The organism is Cereibacter johrii, from assembly GCF_001720585.1.
Taxonomy (GTDB): Bacteria; Pseudomonadota; Alphaproteobacteria; order Rhodobacterales; family Rhodobacteraceae; genus Cereibacter_A; species Cereibacter_A johrii.
In genome coordinates this window covers 1-15,282 of sequence record NZ_MABH01000038.1, presented here as the reverse complement: position 1 = coordinate 15,282, position 15,282 = coordinate 1, and the positions used below count along the sequence as shown (strand labels likewise).

Annotated in this window: 11 protein-coding genes; 6 read left to right on the top strand and 5 right to left on the bottom strand. The window is 69.9% G+C overall.

Translation table 11 applies throughout. The features are described 5' to 3' along the window. Nucleotides 1-128: 128 nt before the first annotated feature. From ychF to A9O63_RS02340, 5 genes are all read left to right on the top strand, one after another. Entirely contained in the window at nucleotides 129-1,226 is a 1,098-nt protein-coding gene (gene ychF, locus A9O63_RS02360; protein ID WP_069330489.1) for a redox-regulated ATPase YchF, read from the top strand. 324 nt (nucleotides 1,227-1,550) lie between these two features. Further along, entirely contained in the window at nucleotides 1,551-3,005 is a 1,455-nt protein-coding gene (locus tag A9O63_RS02355; protein ID WP_069330488.1) for a mannose-1-phosphate guanylyltransferase/mannose-6-phosphate isomerase, read from the top strand. Further along, nucleotides 3,002-4,378: a phosphohexomutase domain-containing protein gene (locus A9O63_RS02350; RefSeq protein WP_069330487.1), complete on the top strand. Its 1,377-nt coding sequence runs from the start codon at nucleotides 3,002-3,004 to the stop codon at nucleotides 4,376-4,378. Before A9O63_RS02355 ends, A9O63_RS02350 begins: the two co-directional genes overlap by 4 nt. Nucleotides 4,379-4,647: 269 nt before the next feature. Then, nucleotides 4,648-6,828: a LamG domain-containing protein gene (locus tag A9O63_RS02345; RefSeq protein ID WP_069330486.1), complete on the top strand. Its 2,181-nt coding sequence runs from the start codon at nucleotides 4,648-4,650 to the stop codon at nucleotides 6,826-6,828. Nucleotides 6,829-7,008: 180 nt separating this feature from the next. Next, nucleotides 7,009-8,187 carry a TIGR03862 family flavoprotein gene (locus A9O63_RS02340; protein ID WP_069330485.1) on the top strand — a complete coding sequence of 393 codons (1,179 nt, stop codon included), beginning with the start codon at nucleotides 7,009-7,011 and terminating at the stop codon, nucleotides 8,185-8,187. Here the strand turns inward: A9O63_RS02340 and A9O63_RS02335 are convergent. The 5 genes from A9O63_RS02335 to A9O63_RS02315 all read right to left on the bottom strand — a co-directional run bounded on the left by A9O63_RS02335 (nucleotide 8,162) and on the right by A9O63_RS02315 (nucleotide 13,627). Then, nucleotides 8,162-8,857, bottom strand: coding sequence for a hypothetical protein (locus A9O63_RS02335; RefSeq protein ID WP_069330484.1), 696 nt, complete (start codon nucleotides 8,855-8,857; stop codon nucleotides 8,162-8,164). The genes A9O63_RS02340 and A9O63_RS02335 overlap by 26 nt on opposite strands. Nucleotides 8,858-8,962: 105 nt before the next feature. Next, entirely contained in the window at nucleotides 8,963-9,955 is a 993-nt protein-coding gene (gene holA, locus A9O63_RS02330) for a DNA polymerase III subunit delta (RefSeq protein WP_069330483.1), read from the bottom strand. Beyond that, a complete protein-coding gene (gene lptE / locus A9O63_RS02325) occupies nucleotides 9,952-10,440 on the bottom strand; it encodes an LPS assembly lipoprotein LptE (protein WP_069330482.1) in 489 nt (162 codons plus the stop codon). The genes holA and lptE overlap by 4 nt, the downstream gene beginning before the upstream one ends. After that, nucleotides 10,427-12,970 (bottom strand): leucine--tRNA ligase, encoded by a 2,544-nt coding sequence (leuS, locus tag A9O63_RS02320; protein ID WP_069330481.1) that lies wholly within the window; start codon nucleotides 12,968-12,970, stop codon nucleotides 10,427-10,429. The genes lptE and leuS overlap by 14 nt, the downstream gene beginning before the upstream one ends. A 120-nt stretch (nucleotides 12,971-13,090) precedes the next feature. Further along, nucleotides 13,091-13,627, bottom strand: coding sequence for a DUF3576 domain-containing protein (locus tag A9O63_RS02315; RefSeq protein ID WP_069330480.1), 537 nt, complete (start codon nucleotides 13,625-13,627; stop codon nucleotides 13,091-13,093). Between the two features lie 284 nt (nucleotides 13,628-13,911). Between A9O63_RS02315 and A9O63_RS02310 the strand changes: the two genes are divergently transcribed. Then, a complete protein-coding gene (locus A9O63_RS02310; RefSeq protein WP_069330479.1) occupies nucleotides 13,912-14,943 on the top strand; it encodes a porin in 1,032 nt (343 codons plus the stop codon). Nucleotides 14,944-15,282 lie beyond the last annotated feature (339 nt).

The window sequence follows — 15,282 nt, the reverse complement described above, 5'->3', positions numbered from 1 at the left end:
CTCACGGGGCCTGCGCGCCGCGAGGAGGCGGCGCGGGTCCGCCTGCCTCCGAGGCGGTCCGTTCGGCGCCCGGCTTGCCTTGGCAGGGCGGCTTCCCTATGAAGCGGCAAACCTTCAAGGAGTGGATCATGGGCTTCCGCATGGGGATCGTCGGCCTGCCGAACGTGGGCAAATCCACGCTCTTCAACGCCCTCACCCGCACCGCCGCCGCGCAGGCGGCGAACTTTCCCTTCTGCACCATCGAGCCCAACGTGGGCGAGGTGGCCGTGCCCGACGCCCGGCTCGAGATCCTCGCCGAGATCGCGGGCTCGAAGCAGATCATCCCGACCCGCATGACCTTCGTCGATATCGCGGGCCTCGTGCGCGGCGCCTCCAAGGGCGAGGGGCTCGGCAACCAGTTCCTCGCCAACATCCGCGAGTGCGACGCCATTGCCCATGTGCTGCGCTGCTTCGAGGATGGCGACATCACCCATGTCGAGGGCCGCATCGACCCCGTGGCCGACGCCGAGACCATCGAGACCGAGCTCATGCTCGCGGACATGGAATCGATCGAGCGGCGGCTGGCCAACCTCGCGCGGAAGCTGAAGGGCGGCGACAAGGAGGCGGCGGATCAGGACCGGCTCCTGCGCGTCGCCATGGCCGCGCTCGAAGCGGGCCGGCCCGCGCGCAGCGTGACCGTCTCGGCAGACGACCAGCGCGCCTGGCGGATGCTGCAGCTTCTGACCTCGAAACCCGTCCTCTATGTCTGCAACGTCGAGGAAGCCTCGGCCTCCAAGGGCAATTCGCAATCGGCCCGCGTGGCCGAGATGGCGCGCGCGCAGGGGGCGGCAACCGTGGTGATCTCGGCGCGGATCGAGGAGGAGATCGCCCAGCTTCCCCCCGAGGAGGCCGGGATGTTCCTCGAGGAGATGGGGCTCGAGGAAGCGGGCCTCGACCGGCTGATCCGCGCGGGCTACGAGCTTCTGGGGCTCCAGACCTACTTCACGGTGGGGCCGAAGGAGGCGCGCGCCTGGACCATCACCAAGGGGATGCTCGCGCCGCAGGCGGCCGGCGTGATCCACGGCGATTTCGAGAAGGGCTTCATCCGCGCCGAAACGGTGGCCTATGCGGATTATGTCGCAGGCCGCGGCGAGGCGGGCGCCAAGGAGGCGGGCAAGTTCCGCATCGAGGGCAAGACCTACGAGGTGCAGGACGGCGACGTGCTGCATTTCCTCTTCAACGCCTGACGGTTCCGGGCGGGGCCTCCCCGCCCGATCCTGCATGGCGCGTCAGCTCGACCCTCACGGTCGAGCGGCAGGCTGCGGATCCCGTCCGACCGCTTGCTGTGGGACGCTTCCCCGAAATGCATATATACTTCTCCAGATGAGGTAATTTCCTTAACCCTCAAGGAGGATGCGACTGCCCCAAGGGTCGGCTGCGCTCCACCTGCCCTACCGGAAGGAGGACGCGCCGAGGAGGCGGCCTCGCCATTCCGATGCCTCGGGCCGACACAAAGTCCGTCGAAGCAAAGGCCTGCGCCTGCTACAAAGGTGTCATTCATTTGATGACGGATGGCCCCATTGAGCGATCTCATTCATCCCGTTCTTCTGTGCGGCGGTTCGGGCACACGCCTGTGGCCTTTGTCGCGCAAATCCTATCCCAAGCAGTTCGCCCGGCTGACGGGCGACGAGAGCCTCTATCAGGCCTCGGCGCAGCGCCTGTCGGGGGCGGGCTTCGCCGCCCCCACCGTGGTGGCCGCCAGCGATTTCCGCTTCGTGGTGATCGAGCAGCTCGCCGCGCTGAAGATCCAGCCCGCCTGCGTCCTGATCGAGCCCGAGGCCCGCAACACGGCGGGCGCCATCGCCGCGGCCGCGCTGGCGCTCGAGGCGCGCACGCCGGGGGCGCTCATGCTCGTGGCGCCCTCGGACCATGTGATCCCCGATGCGGACCGCTTCCGCGCGGCGGTGCAGGCCGCCGCCCCCGCCGCGCGGGCGGGGCAGATCGTGACCTTCGGCATCCGCCCCGACCGGCCCGAGACCGGCTACGGCTGGCTCGAACTCTCGACACCCACCGCCGATTTCGCGCCCGACCCGCAGCCGCTGCGGAGCTTCGTCGAGAAGCCGGACCTCGCCACGGCCGAACGGCTGCTGTCGGGCGGGATGCATCTGTGGAACGCGGGCATCTTCCTCTTCACCACCACCGCGATCCTCGAGGCGCTCGAGCGGCACGCGCCCGAGGTGCTGGCTCCGGTGCGGCAGGCGGTGGAGGCGGCCGAGAAGGACCTCTCCTTCACGCGGCTCGCGCCCGGCCCCTGGGCGGATCTGCCCGACATCTCGATCGATTATGCGGTGATGGAGCGCGCGGAGAACCTGACCGTCGTGCCCTATGCGGGCGCCTGGTCGGATCTGGGCGACTGGCAGGCGGTCTGGCGCGAAGCGCCGCCGCAGGAGGGGGGCGTCGTGCTGAGCGGCCCCGCCACGGCGATCGACTGCCACGACAGCCTCCTGCAGGCGACGAACGCCGCGCAGCAACTGGTGGGGATCGGCCTCACCGACATCATCGCGGTGGCCATGCCCGATGCGGTGCTGGTGGCCCACAAGGACCGGGCGCAGGAGGTGAAGCGGGCGGTGGCGGCACTGAAGGCCAAGGGCGTGGAGCAGGCCGAGACGCTGCCGCGCGACTACCGGCCCTGGGGCTGGTACGAGAGCCTCGTGAAGGGGCCGCGCTTTCAGGTCAAGCGCATCGTCGTGACGCCGGGCGCGACCCTCTCGCTGCAGAGCCATCACCACCGCGCCGAGCACTGGATCGTGGTCGAGGGCACGGCGAAGGTCACGATCGACAATCAGGTGACGCTCGTGACCGAGAACCAGTCGGTCTATATCCCGCTCGGCGCGCGCCACCGGATGGAGAATCCGGGCAAGGTGCCGCTGACGCTGATCGAGGTGCAGACCGGCGCCTATCTCGGCGAGGACGACATCATCCGCTACGAGGATGTCTATGCCCGCGGACAGGGCGCGCGGGGATGAGCTCGCTCGGCTGCTTCAAGGCCTATGACATCCGCGGGCGGCTGGGCGTCGATCTCGACGAGGGGATCGCCTACCGGATCGGGCGCGCCTTCGCCCAAGCGCTCGGCGCGCGGACGGTGGTGCTCGGCCGCGACATCCGCGCCTCGTCCGAGGCGCTGGCCGCGCGGGTGGCGGAGGGCCTCGGGGACGAGGGCTGCCGGGTGCTGGATCTGGGTCTCGCAGGCACCGAGGAGATGTATGCGGCCACGAGCCATTTCGGGGCCGACGGCGGGATCTGCGTGACGGCCTCGCACAATCCCATGGATTACAACGGGATGAAGATGGTGCGGCAGGGCTCGGCGCCGCTGGATGCGGCGAGCGGCCTTGCGCGGATCCGGGAGCTGGCCGAGGCGGAGGACTTCGGCGCGGCCCGTCCGGGCGGGGCGGTCGTCCCGGTGGCAGAGGAGGCGCGGCGGGCCTATGTCGAGCGCGTGCTCTCCTTCGTCGAGGTGGCGGCGCTGAAGCCCCTGAAGATCCTCGTCAATGCCGGCCACGGCGCGGCGGGGCCCACCTTCGACGCCATCGCGGCCCGTCTCGAGACGCTGGGGGCGCCGCTCAGCTTCGAGCGGATGCACCATGCGCCCGACGGCAGCTTTCCCGCGGGCATCCCGAACCCGCTCCTGCCCGAGAACCGGCCCGCCACCGCCCTGCGCGTGCGCGAGACCGGCGCCGATTTCGGCGTGGCCTGGGACGGCGACTTCGACCGCTGCTTCTTCTTCGACCACGAGGGCCGCTTCATCGACGGCGAATATGTGGTGGGCCTCCTCGCCGAGGCCTTTCTCTCGCGGCATCCGGGAGCGACCGTCATCCACGATCCGCGGATCATCTGGAACACGCAGGATGTGGTGGCCCGTGCCGGAGGGCGCGCCGTCCAGACCCGGACCGGCCATGCCTTCATCAAGCAGGCGATGCGCGACGAGGCGGCGCTTTATGGAGGCGAGATGTCGGCGCACCATTACTTCCGCGACTTCTACCATTGCGACAGCGGGATGATCCCCTGGCTGCTCGTGGCCGAGCTGGTAAGCCGCCACGGCCGCCTCGCGGATCTGGTGGCGGACCGCAGGGCGGCCTTTCCCTCCTCGGGCGAGCTCAATTTCGTGCTGGAGGATCCGGCGGCCGCGATGGCGCGGGTGCGGCAGGTCTTCGCGCCCGAGGCGCGGGCGGTGGACGAGATGGACGGGCTCGGCTTCGACCTCGGCTCCTGGCGCTTCAACCTGCGGAGTTCGAACACCGAGCCCGTGGTGCGGCTGAACGTCGAGGCGAGGGGCCGGCCGGAGCTGGTGGCGCAGGGCGTCGCTGCGGTGAAGGCGCTGATTCTGCCGGCGGGCGGCTGAGGGCGTTCCGCCGGTGCGGGCGGGGCCCGGTGAAGGCGCTGATTTTGCCAGCGGGCGGCCGAGGGCGTTCTGCCGGTGCGGCGGGCAGGCCCGCTGCTAGGGCGCCCTCTTGCGGCGCGCCGCGGCTCGCTCCGGGCGAGGGGCTGAGCATCTCGGGCGCGTTGCAGGGCACCGCGCGGTGGGGTTCACCTTTCTCAAACTCTGCAGGCCATCACCCTCTGACGAAGGCGCTGCCCTCTGGCGGCGCCCAGCGCAGCAGAGGACGTGCCATGGCAATCGACCCCGACATCATCCCTCTTCTCGACGCGCAGGTGGCTCAGGTCGCCGCTCTCGAGGCGCGGCTTGCCGCCCATGTGAAGGCCTCGGCGCAGCAGGACGCCGACCTCGCCGCCCGGATCGAGGGGGTGCAGGCGGCGGTGAGCCGGGTCGACACGGGCCTCACCGCCGCCCTGGGCCGCATCGGCGCTCTGGAGGAGGCGGCCCCGCCCACCGCCGATCTGTTCGAGGATGGCACCGGCACGGCGCCGCGCGGCTGGACGCAGGTCTGGCACGCGCTGAGCTGGATCGAGAAGGGCGGCTACCTTCAGGCGCAGCCCGCCAGCGGCGCCCGGACGCTTCTGGCCTGCGATGCGCTGAACGGGACCAGAGACCTCGAGATGCTGGCGCTGTTCACCTTCGCCGAGGCCGCAGGCTATGCGGGGCTCGCCCTGCGGGCCTCGGGCGCGGCCGGCGCCGAAACCGGCTACCGGGTGATGTTCAGCACCAATCCCGCGGGCCCCTCGCTGCAGGTGGCGCGCTTCAGCGCGGGCGTGGCGACGGGCCTGTCGAACGTCGCCTTCGCGCGGTCGGCGGCGGGCGACTACTGGCTGCGCGTGCGGCTGGTCGGCGCCACGCTGTCGTGGAAGGCCTGGGCCCGAGGCGCGGCCGAGCCCGCCGACTGGACGGGCAGCCTCACCGACCCGAGCCCGGTCACGGGGGCGGGCTGGGCCGGGATCTGCGCGAGCGGGGCGAATGTGGCCGTGACGCTGCGCTGTCAGCAGATCTCCTGGGCGGTGTTGCCGCGTCCGGCCGACACGGGCACGGCCGCCGAGACGCTTCCGTGGGACCTGCTCGGCACGCTGCCGCTGCCGGTCATCGCCTTCGACGACGAGGCGGCGCGCACGGTGCATGTGCCTCCGGGCCAGCGCCATGCCCATGTGAAGGTCACGGCGGACCAGCCGATCCGCATGACCGCCATCGGGCGCCCCTCGGTCAGCAACGTGAACGGCGGCGGGATGAATGTCGGCGGCGACCAGGCCCTGTGGGTGGGGGATTACTGGGCGGTCTGGCGCCCCGGCGACGACCGCGAGATGTGGCTGACCGTCGACATGCAATACGGGCGGGCGGCGGGCAACCGGGTGGCCTTCTCGATCGCGACGGACATGGGCGGCTGGCGCAGCGCCGCGCCGGTCACGGGCTTCATCGAGATCCGCGAGGGCGCCGTCAATGCGCTGCCCGCGACCCTGCCCCGGCACCGCGCACCGATGCGGCTGACCTTCACCGGAAGCCCCAGGGCGAGCCTCGATCCGGCCACCGTCCAGTGGTCGGACACGGGGTTTGCGGGCAACGCGGCCACGGGCACCCCCTGCTGGCGCGCGCGCCTCGCCCATGGCTACACCCAGGACGGGAACGGCGAGGTCGGGCTCTACATGAACGCGGATGTCTGGCCCACCCAGTCGGCCGCGCCCCATGCCCGCGTCACCGACCGGCAGGGCCGCAAGGCGATCCGCCTGCGCTCCTGCCGGCTGCCCGCGCCCGTGACCTTCGCGGCGGAGGGGGGCGACCGGATCTTCTACCATCAGGCCTCGGCGCTCATCGCGCAGAACCTGCCCGAGTGGCGCGGCAAGACCGGCGTCTGGACCGCCCGCTGCATGACCGCGAGCCGCCTCTGTTCCTGGCCCGCCTTCTGGCTGCTGGCGGACGGCTGGCCGCCCGAACTCGACATCTTCGAGCATTTCAACGGGATCTACGGCAGCTGGCCCGATGGCGGCTGGTCGACCTGCACCGGCCATTCCGGCCCCTATGGCGGGCTCGATGTGAAGACCCGCACGCCGCTGAAGTTCGACCTGCGCAAGCTGGGCTTCGCGAGCTTCGACGCCTATTCCCAGATCCATGACTATGCGGCCTATGTGGATCGCGACTGGATCTATGCCTTCGTCGACGGGATCGAGGTCTATTGCACGCCGAACATCGCCCGGCATCAGAGCTGGGATGCGGGCTGGTCGCTCTATCCGATGTTCGACGTGGCGGCGAAATTCGCCAACCCCTCGAGCTATGCCTATGCCGACGGATCGGGCGACATGCATGTCTATGGCGCGGCGCATTACGCGACCTCGGCCGTGGCGCTGGTGCCCTGCACCGATGCCCGGCCCTGGCCGAACGGACGGCAGTTGCCGGACCCGACCTTCTGAGCGCCTGTGCCCCGGGGACGGCCGCCCTTCGCCCGGGGCGGCCGTCGTCTTGCGCGAAGGGCCACCCTGCGGCCCGTGGGGGCGCCTCCCGCAAGGTCCGGGGCGAAAGGGCGGCTCGCGCCATTTCCAAGCCCGGTCCGCTCGATTAGGGTGCCCCCGAGGCGAGGCGGGACGGACAGGATGGATGCTCTGGTGATCGGCGGCGGCCCGGCCGGCCTAATGGCGGCCGAAGAGCTGGCGCGCGCGGGCCGCCGCACCGTGATCTGCGAGGCCAAGCCCAGCGTCGGGCGCAAGCTGCTGATGGCCGGCAAGTCCGGCCTCAACATCACCAAGGACGAGGCGCCGGAGCCGTTCCTTGCCCGCTATGCCGAGGCCGCGGACTGGCTCGCGCCGATGATCGACAGCTTCGGCCCCCGGGAGGTGCAGGACTGGTGCCGGGCGCTGGGCCAGCCGGTCTTCACCGGCTCGTCCGGCCGGGTGTTTCCGCAGGCGATGAAGGCCTCGCCGCTGTTGCGCGCCTGGCTTGCGCGGCTGGCGGGGCTCGGGGTCGAGATCCGCACCCGCTGGCGGTGGGAGGGCTTCGGCGCGGGCTTCCGCTTCGCCACGCCCGAGGGCGGGATCGAGCTTGCGCCGCAGGTCGCGGTGCTGGCACTCGGCGGGGCGAGCTGGTCTCGGCTCGGTTCGGACGGCGCCTGGGCCCCGTGGCTCGCGTCAAAAGGGGTCGAGATCGCCCCTTTCCGGCCCGCCAACATGGGCTTCCGCATCGACTGGACGCCGCATATGGCGCGCCATTTCGGCACGCCGGTCAAGGGCGTGGCGCTTCTGGTGGGAGAGCGGCGCGAGCGGGGCGAGTTCGTCCTGTCCGAGCGGGGTCTCGAGGGCGGCGGGATCTATGCCGTCTCGCGGGCGCTGCGCGAGGGGGCGGGGCTCGCGCTCGATCTGCTGCCGGATCTGTCCGAGGAGGAGGTGGCGGCGCGGCTTGCCCGCGGGAAGCCGGGCGAGAGCCTTGCCAACCGGCTGCGGAAACTGGGGCTTTCTCCGGCGCTGGTGGCCTTGGTGCAGGAATTCGCCCGGCCCCTGCCCGCGGGGGCGGCGCTGGCCTGCCGGCTGAAGGAGCTGCCGGTGCCGCTTGCCGGGCCCCGGCCGCTCGACGAGGCGATCTCGACCGCGGGAGGGATCGCCCGCGCCGCGCTGACGGAGGATCTCGAACTGAGGGCCCTGCCCGGGGTCTTCGCCTGCGGCGAGATGCTCGACTGGGAGGCGCCGACGGGCGGCTACCTCCTCACCGGCTGCCTCGCGACCGGCCGTCATGCCGGCCGCGCGGCGGCCCGTGTCACAGGCCCGGCGCGACCGCGCTGAGCGAACGGCGGCTGAACATCGCCCCGCGGCCGAAGTCGAAGCGGGCGCCGATGCCCACATAGGGCTCGGTCCCGTCGAGGCCCAGATCGTCGGCATTCACGCCGCCGATCTCGGCCGTCAGCGCCAGCCCGTTCGGCAGCGTATAGTCGCCGGTCAGGCCGAATCGGGTCGTGTCGAGCCCCTCGACATCGAGATGGTTCACCTTGCCGCCGACGCCGAAGCCGCTGGCCATCAGCACCCGCCCCTCGAGCCCCATCATCGAGCCGGTCAGGCCGGAATTGTCGGCGCGCCCGACATAGGCCTCGACGTCGAAAAGGTCGCTCTTCTGGCCCACTTCGAAGCCGTAGAAGTCGACGCTGTCGCCGGCCAGATCCTCGATGCCGTAGAAGGCGCCGATGGCGGTCTCGGGGTTCACATAGACCATGCCGTGCAGCGCGGCGGCGGTCGCATTCTCATCCACGCCGTGCAGGCGGCTGTAGCCGAGATCGCCCTGCAGCGCGAAGCTGGTGCCGAAGCCGAATTCGGCACTGCCGCCGAGGCTGGTCTTCGAGATGCCGCTGTCTTCGGTGAAGAGGGAATGGCCGAAATCGAGGGTCGCACCCGTCATCTGCGCTGCCGCCGGCGATGCCGAAAGCGCCGCCACGAGGGCGAGCAGGGAAAGCCTGTTCATTGTCTGCTCCGCGTTTCTTGTTTTGCTTCCACAGGATGTAGCATGTTCCGAAACCGGATTCACCCCCGGTAGAGGGCGGCGCGGCGAAGCGGCCGAAATCAGCCGTCAGCGCACCGTGCAGAGCCGGATGAGGGCGCGCTCCATCACCGCCATGGCGGGCGCGCGGCTCGCCGAGCGCAGCGTGAGGTCGGTCTCGACCAGAAGCGCCAGCGCCTCTTCGAGCCGGTTCACGCCCCATTGCCGCGCCTGCCGCTGCATCCGCTCCTGCCGGGGGTTGAAGCCGCCGCGGCCGGGATCCGCGCCCGCGGCCAGACGGTGCAGGCTGCGGAAGTGGCGCATGGCGCCGATGCAGAGCGCGACCGCATTCACGCCCTGCGCCTCGAGCCTGCGGACGAGGGGCGAGACCTCGACCCGGCGGCCTTCGGCCACGGCATGGATCACCTCATCGACCCCGGCCTCGATCGAGGCGGGCGCCATCTCGGCCACGTCGGCGGCCGAGAGCGGCGCGGGATCGCCGAGCTTGTAGAGCGCGAGCTTCTCGACCGTCTGGCGGAAGTCGCCCGGATCGAGATCGCGGGCGAGCGCGGTGAGCCCGGCCATCGCTTGCGGGTCGATCTGCCCGAGACCCGCCTGCCGGAGCATCGTGTCGACCTCCTCCCGCGTCGGCGGGTCGTCGTAGAGACCGATGCAGACGGCGTTCGGATGGGCCTCGAAAAGTTTTTTCAGGGATGAGCGGCCGGTGAGGCCGCCGGCGGTCACCACCACCTGGGCATCGCCGGGGCGCCACTCCTTCAGCACATCGCCGATCAGGGCGGTGAGCCCGTCCGCGGCCTCTTCGACCAGCACCGCACGAGGGCCTTCGAAAAACCCTTTCGCCGTCATGGCGTCCATCAGCGCGGCCGGATCGCGCCGCAGGTCCGAGGCAGGCAGGCGCGTGAGCCGCATCTCGGCCGCGCCCTCGGGGCCGATCAGGCCCAGCACCGCCTCCTGCCGCTTCAGCGCCACGCGCATCGAATCCTGCCCGAAGATCAGCAGACCGGCGCGCGAGGGATCGGGCTTCGCCAGATAGCGCACGGCCTCGGCGCCGCGCAGGATCATGCGAGCCAGCGCCCGGAGGTGGCGATCAGCTGCGTGACGATCTGGTCGGCAAGGATGCGCATCAGGCGATAGTTCGCATCCTCCTCGGCGACGAGCGCCGCCACGGTCGAGCCCGTGGCCGACCAGGAGGTGAAGTTGGTGACCGTCCCGCTCTCGACCACCTTGCCCGTGGCGCGGCTCGTGACGGTGAAGGCGATGCGCCCGGTCAGGTTGTAGCGGGTGATCGAGTTCGCGGAGGTGATGCCCACATTGTCGATGCTGGTCGAGATCCGGTAGGCGAGGTCGAAGCGCGGCGCCTCGGGGCGGCCGATCCGCTCTTCGAGCCGTTCGACGAGGTCGAAGCCATTCTTGTCGACCGGATCCGCCACCCGGATCGCGCCCTGCAGCGTTTCGGCCGGGCCGCCCGGCCCATAGGCCGGACGGAAGCCGCAGCCAGCCAGGGCCAGGGCTGCGAGAAGGAAGGTGCGGCGGTCAGATGACGACATTGACGATGCGGCCCGGGACGACGATCAGCTTCTTCGGAGCGGCGCCTCCGAGCGCCCGCTGCACAGCTTCGTCCGCCAGCACCAGCTTTTCAACCTCGGAAGCGGCCATCTCCTTCGGAACGGTGATCTCGCCCCGGCGCTTGCCGTTGACCTGGATGGGCAGCGTCACCGTATCGTCGACGAGGAGCGCCGGATCGGCCTTGGGCCAGGCGGCCTGCGCCACCAGCCCCTCGCCGCCGAGCATCGACCAGACCTCTTCGGCGAGGTGCGGCACCATGGGCGACATGAGCTGCGCCATGGTCCGCATCGCGCGCTTCTTCGCCGCGGCGCCCGCCCCCGACCGCGAGAGCGTGTTGGTGAATTCATAGAGCTTGGCGATGGCCTTGTTGAAGGCGAAGCCCTCGACGCCCTGCGTCACTTCGGCGATGGCGCGCGCCGTGGCCTTGTCGAGTGCCCCGTCCTCGGCATTCGCCTCGCCGTCGGCGCGCGAGATCTCGTCTGCCAGACGCCAGACCCGATGCAGGTGCTTCGAGGCCGCCTCGGCGCCCGAGGCCGTCCATTCCACGTCCCGTTCGGGCGGGCTGTCCGACATCACGAACCAGCGCGCCGTATCGGCGCCGAACTGGCGGATGATGTTCATCGGATCGACGACGTTCTTCTTCGATTTCGACATCTTGGCCGAGGGGATGATCTTGACCGGCGTGCCGTCCGCGAGCTTGCCGTCGGTCACATCCTCGGGGAGGTGATAGACCGGGCGCCCCGCCGCATCGCGGGTCAGATAGATCTCGTGCGTGACCATCCCTTGCGTGAAGAGCGCATTGAAGGGCTCGATGGCCTTCGCCGGCAGATGCCCCGTCTTCTGCATCGCGCGGGCGAAGAAGCGGGAATAGAGCAGGTGCAGGATCGCATGTTCGATGCCGCCGATATATTGATCGACGTTCATCCAGTAGTCCGCTTCCTCGGCGTCGGTGGGCGTGGCCGCCCGCGGCGCGGTGAAGCGCGCGTAATACCAGCTCGAATCGACGAACGTATCCATCGTGTCGGTCTCGCGCCGGCCCTTGGCGCCGCATTTCGGGCAGGTGCAGTCGCGCCAGGTCGGGTGACGGTCGAGCGGGTTGCCCGGCACGTCGAAACTCACGTCGTCGGGCAGGCGGACGGGCAGGTTCTCCTTGGCCTCGGGCACCACGCCGCAGGTCTCGCAATGGATGACCGGGATCGGGCAGCCCCAGTAGCGCTGGCGGCTGATGCCCCAGTCGCGCAGGCGATAGTTGGTGACGCCGCGCCCCACGCCCTGCGATTCGCAGAAGTCGATGGCGGCGGCGACGCCCTCCTCGCCGGTCTGCACCTCGGCGCCGGCAAAGCCGCGGATATAGTGCACGCGCTCGGATTTCATCGGCACGAAGGCTTCGGCGAGTTCCGTCTCTTCGGCGCCTTCGGGAACGAAGACGGGCCGGATCGGCAGGCCGTATTTCGTGGCGAATTCGAAGTCGCGCTGGTCATGCGCCGGGCAGCCGAAGATCGCGCCGGTGCCGTAATCCATCAGGATGAAGTTCGCGATATAGACCGGCAGCTCCCAGGCGGTATCGAACGGATGCCGCACGCGGATGCCGGTGTCGAAACCCTTTTTCTCCGCCTTCTCCAGCGCCTCTTCCGAGGTGCCGACGCGGCGGCATTCGGCCACGAACTCGGCCACCTCCGCATCGTGCCGCTCCAGATGCCGGGCCAGCGGGTGATCGGGCGAGATCGCCGCGAAGGAGGCCCCCATCAGCGTGTCGGGACGCGTCGTATAGACCTCGAGCCGGTCGAAGCCCTCGGGCGCGCCGGCCGTCGAGAAGGCGAACTGCAGCCCGCGCGATTTGCCGATCCAGTTGGCCTGCATCAGCCGCACCTTCTCGGGCCAGTCCTTCAGCGTGTCGAGCGCCTCCAGCAGCTCGCCCGCATAGTCCGAGATGCGGAAGAACCACTGCGTCAGCTCGCGCCGCACCACGGGCGCCCCCGAGCGCCAGCCCTTGCCGTCGATCACCTGCTCGTTGGCCAGCACCGTCATGTCGACCGGGTCCCAGTTCACCACCGCATTCTTGCGGTAGACGAGGCCCGCCTCCATCATGTCGATGAACATGGCCTGCTGCTGGCCGTAATATTCCGGATCGCAGGTCGCGAATTCGCGGCTCCAGTCGATCGAGAGACCGAGCGGCTTCATCTGCGCGCGCATGTCGGCGATGTTGCCGTAGGTCCAGTCCTTGGGATGGCCGCCCCGCTCCATCGCGGCATTCTCGGCGGGCATCCCGAAGGCGTCCCAACCCATCGGATGCAGCACCGAGTAGCCGGCGGCGGCCTTCTGCCGCGCCACCACATCGCCCATCGTGTAGTTGCGGACGTGCCCCATGTGGATGCGGCCCGACGGATAGGGGAACATCTCGAGGACGTAATATTTCGGCCGGGCGGGATCGTGCCGGGCCGTGAAGACCCCCGCCGCGTCCCAGGCGGCCTGCCAGCGGCTTTCGGTTGCTGCGGGATCGTAACGCGACATGGGCGGCCTCTTCGGAAAGGATCGCCCGCAGTTACACCGAGGCGCGGCCCAAGGTCCAGAGCCGCCCCCGTCCGGTGCGGTCCGCGGGCCGGGGCGAGCGCCCGGCCGGCGGCCGCAGCATCAAAGGCGCGAGTCGCGCAGGCGCAGCTGCCGCGCGCGGGTGAGGATCGCATCCTCGACCGCCCGCTGCGTCTCGGCCGAGACCGGCCCGCCGCCCTGCCCCTGCAGCGCCACCTTGAGCGAGCGCGCATCGAGCGCCGGATCCTGCACATAGATCGTGGCGCGGTAGGCGCGGCCGCCGCCCGGCGGCACGCCGTAGCCCGTCGAGATCACGCCGGTGAAGGGATCGACCGACTGGACCGGCAGGAAGTTCAGCACTTCGAGCGCCGCGTTCCAGATATACTTGTTGACCTCGACCTTCGTGTTCGGGTCGTCCTTGGTGCCGAACAGGTCGAAGAGCGAGGACCGCGTGCTTCCCGTCCCGGCCACCGTCGCGCCCGCGTTCCGCTCGGCGATCTCCGCCTGCCGCTGAGCCGCGCCCGCCTCGATCTGCCGATCGCCCGAGGAGGCGTCTCCCCCACCCAGGCCGCCGCAGGCAGAGAGCGAAAGCGCAAGCCCGACCGGCAGGGCGGCGCGCGCGAGGCTAAGGAAGGTCATGAAGTCCCCCGTGTGTGACGTCCCGTGCTGTCTAGCCGAGGCACCGGACCGTGCCAAGGTTTTTCAGGCATCCCGCCCGGCCCTGCCAGAAAGCGAAAGTTTTTCCGACCTTTGGACGGGCCGCGGGGCCCTGCCGCTCACTGTGGCAACTCTGCACCATCATCCACGTCTTTCCCTGCAACAGGCCCGTTCCGTTTGCAATCGAGCCCATCCGGAGGGAAACAGAGGCAGGCCCACTCGGATTCCCCTGAGCTGGGGCGCAGACGAGACAAACGAGGGAAACTATGAAACAGATTCTTCTTGCGACCACGGCTCTGGTGATGACCGCGGGCGTGGCTGCGGCCGAAATCAGCTTCTCGGGCTACGCCGAGATGGGTGTTGTCGGCGGCGGCGATGGGCTGCTTGCTCCGCTTCCGGCTGGCCGTGACACGAACGAGACCCAGTTCCACAACGACCTGAACCTCATCGTCACCATGACGAGCGAGACGGACACCGGCCTCGCGTTCGGCGCCAGCGTCGAGATCTCGAAAGACGAAGGCGACTCGAACGGCAACTTCTCGGCCGACAACGAAGCCGCCTTCATCTCGGGCGCCTTCGGCACCCTGACCATGGGCGAAATCGACGGCGCCATGGACTGGGCCATGACCGAGAACGTGGGCAACCCGGGCTCGATCGGTGACGACGAAACCACCCACGCCGGCTACTTCGGCGCCTACGGCGACGGCAAGTACGACAACCAGATCGCCCGCTACGAATACAGCTTCGGCGACTTCGGTGTGGCGATCTCGGCCGAGCTCGACGACACCGACACCAACGGCGACGGCTACGCCATCGGTGCGAAGTACAAAGGCGACTTCGGCGGCTTCGGCATGGGCTTCGGCCTGGCCTACCAGACGTTCGAAACGCTGGGCACCGGCCTCGGCAGCCAAGGCAGCTCGCTGAACGCGGTTGCGCTCGCCACGGACGGCGATGTGTTCGTCGGCGGCGACATCGAACTGCTCGGCGCCTCGGTCAACGCCGACTTCAACAACGGCTTCGTCGCTGGCCTCGCCTACACCGACATCAGCTCGGACGTGCGTGACGGTAACCACCTCGGCGTGTCGGCTGGCTTCACCACCGGTGCGTTCGAGATCGGCGCCAACTACGGCGTGTTCGACATGGACGGCCTGGACAAAGTCAAAGGCTACGGCATCGCCGCGGCTTACGACCTCGGCGGCGGCCTGAAGCTGCACGGCGGCTACGGCGACTCCGACTTCGGCGGCAACCTGGACGACGACAACGAGACCTACTCGGTCGGCGTGTCGATGTCGTTCTGATCGGATCTCCGATCCTGAACGGAAAGAGCGGGCTCAGGCCCGCTCTTTTCATTTCCGCCTCTGCCGGGCGCCTTGCCAGCGATCCGCATCGGCCGGGGAGGTTCGCGAAAATCGACAGCGCGCCCTGTCCGTGCTAGTCGCGGGCCAGACCCCCCGGATCGGATCCCATGCTGCCCCTGAACCCTGCCCACCTCCCCCGGCTCCTGACCGAGGCGCTGCGCCTGCACGAGGCCGGCCGCCTGCCCGAGGCCGAGGAGCGCTATCGCTCCGTGCTGGCCGTGGCGCCGGACGAGCCCGCCGCCAACTTCCATCTGGGCCGCCTGCTCGCCGCCCGCCGCG